Origin of the sequence: Coprococcus eutactus, from assembly GCF_001404675.1 — a bacterium.
GTDB classification, from domain to species: domain Bacteria; phylum Bacillota; class Clostridia; order Lachnospirales; family Lachnospiraceae; genus Coprococcus; species Coprococcus aceti.
In genome coordinates this window covers 281,296-294,594 of record NZ_CYXU01000003.1, presented here as the reverse complement: position 1 = coordinate 294,594, position 13,299 = coordinate 281,296, and the positions used below count along the sequence as shown (strand labels likewise).

Here is a 13,299-nt window from a genome sequence, read left to right as displayed (position 1 = left end):
TCGCCCTAAGCATATTATAAGTATGCTTAGGGCTTTTATTTTGCGTTTTCAGGGTGACAAGCGGCTGCGATGCGCGAGCTTGCTCGCGAGCATCGGCAGATGCGGAGTAATCTCGAAGAAAACGCAAGTTAAAACCAACAATCAGCAAACACAGACAACAAGGGATCAAGAGATATAAAGGAGTGTGTATCATGAGAAAATTCGAAAAATCATCAAAGCTTGACAATGTGTGTTACGACATAAGAGGTCCTGTTATGGACGAGGCAAACAGAATGGTGGCTGAAGGGGTAAATGTCCTTAAACTGAACATAGGAAATCCTGCACCGCACGGACTTATGGCACCTGATGAAGTTGTAAGGGATATGGCATATAACCTCAGAGATACCGAGGGATATTCGGATTCAAAGGGACTTTTTTCTGCAAGAAAGGCGATCATGCAGTATTGCCAGCTGAAGAATATTCCAAATGTGGGAATCGATGACATATATACAGGAAATGGAGTCAGCGAACTTATCACCATGTCCATGCAGGGACTGCTTGATTCGGGAGATGAGATACTTGTCCCGATGCCTGACTATCCGTTGTGGACGGCTTCTGTTAACCTGGCAGGAGGAACAGCGGTTCATTATCTTTGTGATGAGCAGTCCAACTGGTATCCGGATATAGAAGATATCAAGAAGAAAATAACCTCAAGAACAAAAGGAATCGTAGTCATCAACCCTAACAACCCTACAGGAGCTCTCTATCCAAAGGAGGTTCTTGAGCAGATAGTTCAGGTTGCAAGGGAGAATGAACTTATCCTTTTTGCCGATGAGATATATGACAGGCTCGTCATGGATGATAAAGAGCATGTGGCTCTGGCTTCACTGGCACCTGACCTTTTCACGATAAGTTTTAACGGACTGAGTAAGTCACACCGAGTTGCAGGTTACAGAGTTGGCTGGATGTGTCTGTGCGGAAACAAGAGCAATGTGAAGGGATACATAGAGGGACTTAACCTCCTGTCATCCATGAGACTTTGCTCGAATGTTCCTGCTCAGAGTATAGTTCAGACCTGTCTTGGAGGCTACCAGAGTGCAGATGAGCTGCTCTTGCCGGGAGGAAGGATCTATGATCAGAGGGAGTATATATACAAAGCACTCTGCGATATACCGGGAATAAGTGTGGTTAAGCCGGAGGCAGCGTTCTACATATTCCCGAAACTTGACAAGGAGAAGTTCAACATCACAAATGATGAACAGTTCGCTCTTGATCTTTTGAGGGATAAGCACATCCTCGTCACATGTGGAACGGGATTTAACTGGAAGGATCCGGATCACTTCAGAATAGTATATCTTCCGAATATGGAGATACTCAAGGCAGCAACAGCAAAGCTGGCTGATTTCCTGAGTTATTATCACCAGTAAAAGATAAATATATGGGAAATAATAGGTAGGCTGAGATTTCAGTCTGCCTATTATTTTTTTATTCCCAAAATATGACAAATGTTATAAAATTAACATAATAGATAAACTATACCAGGGGGCACAAATGTATAAGATAGCAATTTGCGATGATGAAAGATATTTTAGGAATGAAATATACAGGAGACTTGAGGACTATTTGAAAAGAAAAAATATAGAATACGAGATAGATATATATACGACGGGAGAGGAATTGTGTGAGTTAGGTGAGAAGATCGTAAATTATTTAATTGTATTTTTAGATATCAATATGAAGGGCATGAATGGAGTTGATGTTGCGCAAAGGATAAGATTATATAGTGAAAAAATATTTATAGTATTTATCACAGCATATATAGACTATTCAATTGATGGATATAAGGTTGGAGCGGTTAGATATTTATTAAAAAACAATGAGAATTTTCAATTTGCTATTGAAGAATGTATGGATGCAATTGACAAAAAGATCAATACTTCAAGGGAGATAAGACGATTTATATTCACAGAGGGTCCGCTAGAAATAATGGTTGAAAAGATAATATATGTCGAGAGTAGTCTTCATAGATTGGAGTTTCACATAAGTGGAGAAAGCGGCGTAAAAAACATGTATGGACGACTTGATGAATTAGAAGAAGAATTTAAAGAAAATAGATTTATCAGGGTTCATCAGAGTTTTTTGGTTAATTTAATGTTTGTCAAAAAGGTTTCCAGGTATAGTGTTTTACTACTTACAGGAGAGTCGATACCCATACCAAGGGCAAGGTATAGGGCGGTGGAAGAAAAGTATATTGCATTTAAGGGGAGAATGTAGATGTTTGAATATATTGGAAGTTTATTTATTGTTATATTTGAGACGTTTTGTTGCAATTTATTTTTTCAGAGCTTTGTATATAGAAGAGATAAATTAAAAGAATGGCAAAAAATTACGCTATTTGTTGTTATGGTAATATGTTTTTTTGCCAGCGGATTATTACTATCATCTGTCCAAATAATAAAACTGATAGTTGCAATAATAAGTATCTCAACAATAATGTTTTTGACTTATCAAATAAGTATATGGCGTTCAGTAATTTTAGCCATGTTATTTTTGGCTATGGCGTGGGGGATAGATTATGTAGTTTATGTAGGAAATTCCCATATATTGTCGCAAGCGGGAGATGTAAAAAGTAAATATGAGATGCAGGGGGGGCTGTTGATAGTAATAGACAAGATGGTATTATTTCTGATTATCTTATTTATAAAGCGTTTCTTTTATCGGAAAAAAACAGAGATGCTTAGGGATTCAGAGTGGTTAAAGTTTATTGTATTTCCTATATTCACTATTATGGTTATAGCTGGAATGATAGCGGCTTTTTCTGATATAGATAGTCCAAAACAGATAGGGGTTGCTTATATGATAGCATTTGGCATGATAGGAATGAATTTAATCGTATATGTAATTTTGAATAGTGTGATTGATAACGCTATAGAGCAACACGAAAAAGAAGTTCTTGAAATACAAGTAAAAAATCAATTGAACCTGTATGATTCGATATCAAAAAATTATCAGAGACAGAAGCGTATTTCACATGAGTTCAAAAATCATATTTTATGTATTTCTGCATTGGTAGATAACCATCAGTATATTGATTTGGAAAATTATATAAATAAGATGAAAAACAAAATTAGGTCTGACGAAATATGTATAGACACGAATCATGTTATTGTAAATTCAATACTTAATGAAAAATATAATGAAGCGACTGAAAAAGGGATCTTATTTGTAGTTAAAGTGAATGATTTAAAAAATCTCAATATAGAAAATGAAGACTTGGTAGTATTGTTGGCAAATTTACTTAATAATGCAATTGAAGCCTGTGAAAAATGTGATAGTAAAAAAATTATTATGTTTAGATTCACCGTAGAGGATAATGAGACAGTTTTGTCTGTTGAGAACTCGTACAATAGAAAATATTTATCATACCGGGGAAAGGAGATTGTCACAAATAAAAGAGATATATTCGATGAACATGGAGTAGGTATAAAAAATGTTGTAAGTATAATAGATAAATATAATGGAACATATACGATTGGATGTGAAGATAATAAGTTTTATTTTTCAATTGTATTATGATAAATTGCCTGAGAAATTCTTAATCAAACAATTTCCCGGGCAATTTTGTTGTTTTCTGCAAGATAATGTCATTTTCTGCAAGACATATTGCTATTGGGTAATTTCGTTACTATATTACAAATATGGGGGCGCAATATGGTTGCAAAACTTGCAGAGAGTATAGTTGATACATTGGAAAAAGAAAAAATAATTACTGCACAATTAAGAGAACATTATATATATGCCTGCATAACATTGATCGAAAGAATTGTAACATTATTGTCTCTACTGTGTATAAGCATAGGAATGGGAAATATAGCAAAGATTATATATCCGCCTGCTGAAGGGAGCACAGGTACTTCACTTTCAACAACTTTTGGAGTAAGCAAAGGAAAAACATATTATTTTTATACTGAACCGACTGGCGCAAATTATAGGACTGCAGGATCGTTCAGAGTAAGATGCTGATATTATAAAGAATGTGCTAAAAATATAGAAATATAGCTCCGTCATAATTTGACGGGGCTAATTGTGTATAGCGGGGGGGACATATGAAAACAAACTTATTTCTGATAACAAAATACTGGAGATATCATAAAAAGCAGTTTGCGAGCATGCTTACCTCGATAGTGATATTAACGGCTTTCCTGTTGATTGCACTTTTGATGGAGAGAACAGAATGTAGACGGCAGTATGATGACAAGCTGCGGGGAAGTAGTAAGACATTTTATCTGTATAGCAATCTTGGCAGTGATGCCTATGAGGAGATGTCAGAAGACAAAAGGGTCAGCATGATCGGGCGTACGGCTATATGTGGAAAGCTGGGAAATGACAAAACACAGTATACATATGGTACATATATTGACGATGCGGCAGAGGATCTTGAATATGTAAAGCTTTCGGCGGGAAGATTCCCTGAAAAAACCGGGGAGGCAGCAGTGTACGATTATGTGTTGGAGGATATGTTTTTTACTGTTGATCCTGACTCGTATGTTGGAAAGGAAGTAACATTTGACAGTTATGATTTGGATGATACATATCTGTTGAGAACAGGTAGACATGTGGGACAGATTACGTTTACTATCACAGGTGTATTGTGTACAGACAGCAGAAGAGATCTTAAGGAGAACAGAGTAGACTGGGGATCTGACCTTTCGGAAGTACAGATGCCAACTATATATCTGTGGCGGGATGACTGTGATTTGGATGAGAATACATTCGTATATACTGCTGTCTCACTGTATGGTGATGACGAGATAACAGAGCAGTCGGAGAGCGCTATGGAAGAGTTTGCGCAGGATTATTATGACAAAACTGGAATATGGGCAAGATCCGGCCGCAGCAGATCGGCTGCAGAAGATATCTGCAACATTACCCTTGGAAACGAGAAGCTTAACAGCGAAAGTTATCTGTCGGACTCTGTCCAGGGAATACTATATTTCAGTGTTATTGCTGTGATCTTGTCGGCTATATCCCTGTTTGGCGTGATGATAACTGTTATGAGCGAGAGGCAGAAATCCCTGGATATCGTGAGAGATATAGGAGCCAGCCGGATGAAAGTGGCTTGGATACATATATTGGAATGGGGAATCCTGCTGGTTTCAGGAGTGATATGCGGCGGAGTCGTTGGAATCACTGTATATGAGGTCATACTCGAGATTCAAAGTCGTTTTCTGAGGCTGCCTAAATTGCGCGGTTATACAGTGGAGTGGTGTGTACAGCAGATTACAGAAAATCCATTTGTAATCTCTGTTGTGTGTGCAACAGGTACATTTACTCTTGGATATTTACTTTTTTATATATACCTTCATATAAAATCAAGAAGACTTATAAGAAGAGATCGTGTGAGATCATTCGGGAGAATCAAATCGGTGGTTTCCGGTATTCCATTTGCAAATATAATGCAGATGTTGTCTGTTGCCCTGATCCTGTTTGCGGCGGTGATGTGCTACGCATTCTGCTCTATGGACGGCAAGGGAAAAGGATATTTTCACAATGATGATCTGGACAGAGACACATATTATACATATGGACAATTGGATATGGAAACCAGTGATGTAGATATATGCCTTTATGATCAGGGGTCGGGGATTACTGGTGGAGTATTGCTTACAGATACAGGACTTACTGAGGATGGGCGCAAGAGCATTGCGGATATGAACGAAGTAAAGTCAATAGAGAGTTTCTCCACAAACGATGGCTTTGATATATTTTATGATAGAAATGACGAGGATATTCCGGATGGATTGTGGCAGGCGGAGGTCCAGTTTCCGGAAGATACAGAAGAATTCTATCATGCAGACGATAGATTTTATTTCAACGTTCCAGCGATATGGCTGGATGATAACGGAATGAGAAAGCTGGATAAATATGTAAAAGAGGGGTCAATAGGTACCCATGAAAATGGTGTGGCGTGTGTTGAATATGAATATGACGGAATGACCGCGGAGTCGCCATATAAGATAGGCGATGTAATGCATACAATGACAGTGAACGGAAAAGGCGAATACAAGGAGACTGTTGAAATCGTGGATGCGATAATTGTGATTCCGGAGACCACAAAGGAGAGCGATCCGATATTGTATGCAGGTCTTGGCAGAGCTTCACAGTATGGATATGCAATAGTGGCCTCACAGGACACAGCAGTCAGTATTGGGATGTTTAAGACATGTTATGACGTTACATATATATCTCTAAGCAACAGGGGAGATATTGATAGAGTTGTATCCAGGTTTGCTGACATATTGGACTCTTCAATGGAACTCAGGATACGAACGATAGATGAGTGTGATAAGGAGTATCGTGAGGCATATATATCACAGTATGCGAGCACAATATGTCTGTTCTTTATTCTTCTTATCATGGCGGCATGGGGATATTGGGAACTTGTCACCATGCGTTACCAGAATGGCAGGCGGAACGTGGCGATCATGCGGGCTCTTGGAATGGAGAAGCACTCATGGAACATGACGTTTATATGGCATAACATAAGAAATGCCCTGGTATCATGTGCTGTCGGAGCCGGTATGGTGTATGGCATGAGATGGCTTTTGCGCTACAAGTACGAACAGGCGCTAAACATGTTCAACTGGCCGGAGACAGATTTATGGAACGTCGATGCAGATGTTATAAAAGAGGTAACGAGACTCCAGCATGTATTTCTATTCGACAGCGAGATATTTGTTGTCCCTGTGGGAAGAGCGTTGGTACTGATAGGAACATTCCTTGTTGTGATTTCGACGATTATTACGGTGCTGGTCATTCATAAGAAGAAATCGGAAGAGATAATTGAAGATCTGGCTGAAAAAGAGTAAGGGGGACGATGCATATGATTCAGATAAAGGATTTAAATAAGACGTATGGTGAAGGAACAAATGCTGTTCATGCACTTCGCAACTGTAACGTGGAATTTGAGTATGGAAAATTTACGGCGATTATAGGAACATCAGGCAGTGGAAAGTCAACATTGCTGCATCTGATGGGCGGACTGGATACAAAGGCAGAAGGAGAGATATTCTATGATGATGAAGATATACTCAGATATTCAGATGCACAGCTTGCAAAATTCCGCAGAAAAAATATAGGTTTCGTATTCCAGTTCTTCAATCTGGTGCCAGAGCTGACAGCAAAGGAAAATATATTCCTGCCAATGATGATAGATAAGGTTAAGGTAGATGAGGAGTACTTTGATAAGCTTACTGAAAAACTTGGAATTTCAGAGAGACTGACACATTATCCGTCACAGTTGTCCGGTGGACAGCAGCAGAGGGTTGCGATAGCCAGAGCGCTCATACACAAACCAAAAGTGTTGCTCTGCGATGAACCTACCGGAAATCTGGACTCTCAATCAGGAAAAGAAGTCCTGAGACTGCTTAGAGAACTGCAGAGTGAAGATGGACAGACTATAATTATGGTTACTCACGATGGAAATATAGCAGATCAGGCCGATCGTATCGTAAGGATAGAAGATGGACAGATGAAATGTGTATAATATTCGCGCAATTATATACATAAAAGACAATTTGATGATAAAACGCAACAACAATGACAATAAAATTGATAAATTGTCAAAAAATATGTTGACGATTTGCCTTGCATCATGTATAATAAAAGTACATTAAAGAACGGCCATTTGAAAAAGATATAGATGGCACACCATAGATTGTCACCCGTGACACGTAACATGTACGAAGTTATCTCAGAGATTTATAGAATCGTGAAAAAGACTTTACACATGGTGCGCAGGAAACAGAGATCCGTGGTACAAGTTCACGAAAGGAGGAGGTTCCGTTGGAGACAATTGAAGAACATTTTTATCATGATGGTAACTCAGAACTGGGAAGTTGTTTCCACACGAGATGCCTTTAAGATAAATCTTGAATCAGTCCACATGTAGATGCTGTATATAGCATGATTGAAGTGCCAGGACGCAGGTATTTGATACCAGATTTGATCCATCGTGATTGTTCACAACACAAGATATGAGTGGTGTTTCAAGGGCATCAGGTCATATCACATACCGCAAGACCAGTGCTTATAAGAGGTTGGTACATATACAAGTTCATGCAGTGCATGTTATGAGTAGATGCAATTCGTACCCTGATAGTTTATATTCCGGTAAGTTTAATCTCTAGGCACAACGAATTTTTTCATAGATATTTATAATATAGTGGAAGAATTAATGGCATGTGTGGAAGCATTCAGATATTTTGATTAGATACTTCAATATTTGAAAAATGAATAAACTAATATAAAGCCAGTTGGTATTATGCCAGCTGGCTTTTTTATGTATTAATTACAACGTGTGTTAAACCACTGATTGCCCGCTCTGCGAGCTATAACAATCCGTGCGGCAACAAGAAACTAATATTAATTGCAAATAACTTAAATTATTGACTAATATGGCGTGCAAAAGCAATAAAAAACAACTTAAATATTCGGTAATTAATGACATGTTCAACAATTAAAAAATGAGTTAATATAAGTATATGTATAAATATTAATCACGAATTAGGCTGTTCGTGGTGAGTAAAGTGGAGGAATATCACAAAAAAGAAAGGGTAAGGAAATATGGTGAGATTTAGAACAAGACTTGTTGCTGTGACATGTGCAGTTGCAATGGTTGGCTCATTCTGGGGAAGTGCAGGGGCAATAGTCTCAGCTGATGCAGCAGAGCCGTCTGCGGAAATGGCGTGGAGCATCACTACAGACAAACTGGTATTTGACACTGGCGCAGATGCCAAGTGGACAGATAAAATTTATGCCAGCAATGATGAAGGTACATACCCAGAGTTAGGCAGGATCGATGATGTGTCTGTGGGTAAAAAGGCTGTGCTCACGGCAAATGTAACACTTAATGGAGATTTTTCAGGATTGGATGGTGCGGAGGCTGCTGACGGAACGTATAATGCGATCCAGCTTTCCTGTGCAATCAAGACTGGCGATGGATGGACATACACCAAGTCTGATGATTATCCATTCCTTAAAGCGGAAAATTTTACAGATGGCAAGACACAGGTATCATTTGCATTTGATGTGGAGGATACAGGAGCTGCGAACGAGATAATATTCCAGTACAATTCAAACTCTGCATATACTGGAACAATATCAATATCTGATGTAGAGATTCAGAGTGATGATTCAGGAGAGGAGCCTGGTGGTGGAGAAGAGCCAGGTGGCGGATCATCAGCAACAGGAAATGTGACAGGTGTGGCAGCACCTTCGATCACAGACAATACAGTATGGAGCAGTTCAGATGCAGTTCTCACATTTGACGCTGCTTCAGATACGACATGGAAGGATAAGGCGTACGCCAGCAATGACAGCGATACATATGCTGATATGGCGAGAATAGAGGGTGCAACTGTAGGTGAAAAGGCGAAACTCACAGCTACGGTTTCACTTGATGGCGATATATCAGGCCTTGACGGTGCTGAGGCGTCAGACGGATCATATAATGCGATCCAGCTTGCTTGCGCTATCAAGGCAGGCGACAGCTGGACATATGTCAAGTCAGATGACTATCCATTCTTAAAGAGTGAGAACTTTACAGATGGCAAGTGCAGCGTAGAGTTCAACTTTAACGGAGTGGATGCAGGCGATGTTCAGGAGATCGTATTCCAGTACAATGCAAACTCAGCATTTACAGGAAAGGTTCTCATCGGCGGCGTTGCAGTTGACAAGGTAGAGAGTGGCAAGAAGCCGACTACAACTGAGACAGAGGCTGGGAACTTCGCAGATGCAAGCCTTGTATTTGACACCGCGAGCGATGCAAAGTGGACAGACAAGGCATTTGCCAGCAATGATACAGAAAGCTATACAGATCTTCCTACAGTAGACAATGTCAAAGTTGGAGCAAAGGCAAAGCTTACAGCTACAGTTTCACTTGATGGCGATATATCAGGCCTTGACGGCGCTGAGGCATCAGACGGATCATACAATGCGATCCAGCTTGCATGTGCCATGAAGACAGGCGACAGCTGGGATTACGTCAAGTCAGGCGACTATCCGTTCATCAAGGCTGAGAACTTTGTCGATGGCAAGTGCGATATATCATTTGCATTTGATGTATCAGAGGTGGGAAATGTACAGGAGATCGTATTCCAGTACAATTCCAACTCAGCATATGCTGGCAAGATCACAATAAGCAACGTTAAGGTACTTGATGTTAAGGAGAGCAGCGGCGGACTTGAGCAGAGAGATCCTGCTGTGATCTCAGATCTCTCATCGGCTGAGGATTATGACAAGTGGAGCACAGAGGCCGGATATGCATACAAGCACGGCGATGTAGCCAACAAGGCCGGTAATGCCACACCTGACATATCATATGACAGTGCAAATGAGAGACTTAAGGTTTCTGTTGACTACTCAGCAGATTCAACTTCCTCATGGAGTGAGGCAAAGGTTAAGTGTGTTCCTACAGAGGCTATGGATGTGAGCCAGTACAACCAGCTCAGTGTGGATATAATCTACCCGGCAAAGCTCAAGGGAAGCAAGATCAAGTTTTTTGCAGATGGAATAATAAATAAAGATACAACCATCGACGATGATGCAGAGGATATCGGAGATGGATTAAAGAAGGTTACAGTTACTATGGGATTTACTCCTACAGATAAACCACTCAGAGATGTGACAATAGGAATCATAGGAAGCAGCACAAGCTTTAAGGGCAATGTATATCTTGATAATCTTGTTCTGTCACAGGCAGATACAACAAAGGATTTTGTCGAGATAACAGAGACTCCTGGTGCTGGTTCACCAGCGGATCTTTCACAGATGCCATCATCAGTTAGAGTGAGCGATGCGAATGCAGCAGACAGTGCAAAGGCACTTGCGGCATACCTGAATACGCTCATGAATAGTGATCAGGTTCTGTTCGGACATCAGAATGATGTGAGCAGAAGCGTAAATCCACAGGCGTCACTCGGTGATGTATATGATGTGACTGGACAGGTCAGCGGTGTGTTCGGAATCGACTCACTGGCAGTTACAGGCTCGGAGGCAGGCGGTTCAGACGCGGCTTCGGCACTGGCAAACTCAGTGGCATACAGCAAGACTGCAGCGGCAAATGGTGCGATCGTGTCATTGTCAATGCATATGCCAAACTTCTCCAGCTCCAAGATAGTGAAGAACTCGGATGGAACATACAGTTTCTACGGATGTGATTTCTCAGAGTCCAAGGATCTATCAAATGACATAGTAAAGCAGATTCTCCCAGGTGGAGAGTACAATGAGGTATTTACAGCTTACCTCGATGTGATCGCAGACTACGCATCACAGCTTCAGGCTGCCGGAATACCTATCATGATCAGACCATTCCACGAGAATACAGGAAGCTGGTTCTGGTGGGGATCAATGAACACAGCTGAGACATACAAGTCTCTCTACAGATATACCAAGGATTACATGGAGCAGAGCGGTGTACACAACCTTCTCTGGGTATACTCGCCAAACGGACCTGTAACATCAGAGGCAGCTTACGTGTCATACTATCCAGGCGATGAGTATGTAGATATCCTTGCATTTGACTATTACAACGATTACAATTCGTACCCTGCAGCAGCAGACAACTCTTTCTTTGACAGTCTTGATACAACATGTAATATCGTGTCATCAATAGCTGCAAAGAGAGGCAAGATACCAGCCATCGCTGAGTGCGGTGTCAGAGTCATGAAGAAGGACGGTTCAGACAACGAGGGACTTCTCGTAAAGGGTAATCCGGTTGGAACAGAGGCTTCAGGAAAGAACTGGTATCAGGAAGTCAACGACATTGCGAAGAAGAACAACATGCCATACTACCTTGTATGGGCAAACTTCGGAGACAGCAACTTCTATGTACCATACAAGTATGATGCTACACATGGACAGGAGCTTATCAATGACTTCATAAAGTATTATAACGACGACTCATCAATATTTGGTGGAGACACAGGATTCTACAACAACATGGGAACCCTTGCAGGAGTATCTGCAAATACATACACGGGCCAGATGGGTTACATGGTATATCCATTTGACAGAGATACCATCCTCAAGGCGACAACACTCAAGGCTGGTGTTAAGAATGCATCAAAGGTTCAGTTCATTATCAACAATCCTGATACAGATGTTAAGCTTACACTCAACGCTGAGGCTGGAGCCGAGATTGCCGCTGCAGGATCAGAGCCAACACTTTACACGGCTGATCTTACAGAGAAGAATCTCAGCAAGCTTGGAAAGACAGATACAGCAACCATCACACTCTTGGCAGATGGCGAGCAGCTCGCACAGCTGTCACACATAAGCCTTGGAAAGGCCAAGGATAAGGCTCCTGCAAATGTCATCGAGGACTTCGAGTACTATTCAGGAAGCGACGGACTTCTGGATTCCACATACACATCTAACTCAGCCGCAGGATGCAGCTCAAGCTTTGTTCTTAACAAGACACATAAGAACGGTGGCACATACGGCGGTGCGTTCAAGTATAAGCTTGAGACAAATGGATCAGAGGTGTGGACAGGAAGGATTAAGTCAGAGCTTACAAACAATGATTTCTCAAAGTATAATGCGCTTGAGATGTGGGTACAGCCGGACGGTATGGGACAGAAACTTGTGATCCAGATCACAGATGGAAGCGGCGAGGAATTTGAGGTATACCTCACAGATTTTGTAAAGGGAACAAAGGCACAGTATGTTACTATTCCATTCAGCTCATTCAAGGGTAAGAAGGGTGGTACACTCGATGCATCGGATATAGTCAAATTTGCTGTATGGTGCAACTCGATCGTGCCGGAGGATCACACTGGCAAGTGGACAGTTGACTCAACTATCTACTTTGATGGAATCCAGGCAGTGAAGCTCACAGATGATATGCTCAAGAAGAATCCAGTGGACAAGAATGGACTTATAATAACAGACAAGTCACTGGTAAATAAGGATGAGGCAGATCCGGGTAAGGACGATCCAACAACAGAAGATCCAACCACAGAGAATCCAACCACAGAGGATCAGACTACCGAGGCTCCAACAACTGAGAAGCCTGGCAATGACGACAAGACAACTGAGGCTACCACAGCAGCAACAACGGATGGAAGCACAGGTGGAAATGGACAGAACGTGGTAAATACAGGAGATAAGTCACCTGTAGACGTAATGTTTGCGATAATGATAGCATCACTTATCATGGCTGGTGCAGGCTATATCGTTATCAAAAAGGATAAGAAGTAATACTCATTTTAGCCATACAAAGAGCCTCACTGTCGGCGGTGATGAAGACCACCGGCAGTG

Annotated in this window: 7 protein-coding genes and 1 other annotated feature (1 of these 8 only partly in view); all 7 genes read left to right on the top strand. The window is 41.0% G+C overall.

The window, feature by feature from the left end:
* Positions 1-11, top strand: a binding site (T-box leader); it begins 231 nt to the left of the window's first position.
* 180 nt (positions 12-191) lie between these two features.
* The 7 genes from ARA78_RS08350 to ARA78_RS08320 all read left to right on the top strand — a co-directional run bounded on the left by ARA78_RS08350 (position 192) and on the right by ARA78_RS08320 (position 13,239).
* Positions 192-1,406: an aminotransferase class I/II-fold pyridoxal phosphate-dependent enzyme gene (locus ARA78_RS08350; protein WP_055146066.1), complete on the top strand. Its 1,215-nt coding sequence runs from the start codon at positions 192-194 to the stop codon at positions 1,404-1,406.
* Positions 1,407-1,530: 124 nt separating this feature from the next.
* Positions 1,531-2,253 carry a LytR/AlgR family response regulator transcription factor gene (locus ARA78_RS08345; RefSeq protein ID WP_055271997.1) on the top strand — a complete coding sequence of 241 codons (723 nt, stop codon included), beginning with the start codon at positions 1,531-1,533 and terminating at the stop codon, positions 2,251-2,253.
* Positions 2,254-3,555, top strand: a complete 1,302-nt coding sequence (locus ARA78_RS08340) for a GHKL domain-containing protein (RefSeq protein ID WP_055280352.1) — start codon at positions 2,254-2,256, stop codon at positions 3,553-3,555.
* A gap of 135 nt (positions 3,556-3,690) precedes the next feature.
* A complete protein-coding gene (locus ARA78_RS08335; RefSeq protein ID WP_055280351.1) occupies positions 3,691-4,002 on the top strand; it encodes a hypothetical protein in 312 nt (103 codons plus the stop codon).
* 83 nt (positions 4,003-4,085) lie between these two features.
* Positions 4,086-6,848 carry an FtsX-like permease family protein gene (locus ARA78_RS08330; RefSeq protein WP_055280350.1) on the top strand — a complete coding sequence of 921 codons (2,763 nt, stop codon included), beginning with the start codon at positions 4,086-4,088 and terminating at the stop codon, positions 6,846-6,848.
* Between the two features lie 8 nt (positions 6,849-6,856).
* Complete coding sequence (locus ARA78_RS08325; RefSeq protein WP_055280349.1) at positions 6,857-7,525, top strand: ABC transporter ATP-binding protein; 669 nt, start codon at positions 6,857-6,859, stop codon at positions 7,523-7,525.
* 1,079 nt (positions 7,526-8,604) lie between these two features.
* Positions 8,605-13,239 (top strand): glycosyl hydrolase, encoded by a 4,635-nt coding sequence (locus tag ARA78_RS08320; protein WP_055280348.1) that lies wholly within the window; start codon positions 8,605-8,607, stop codon positions 13,237-13,239.
* The last annotated feature ends 60 nt before the right edge of the window (positions 13,240-13,299 follow it).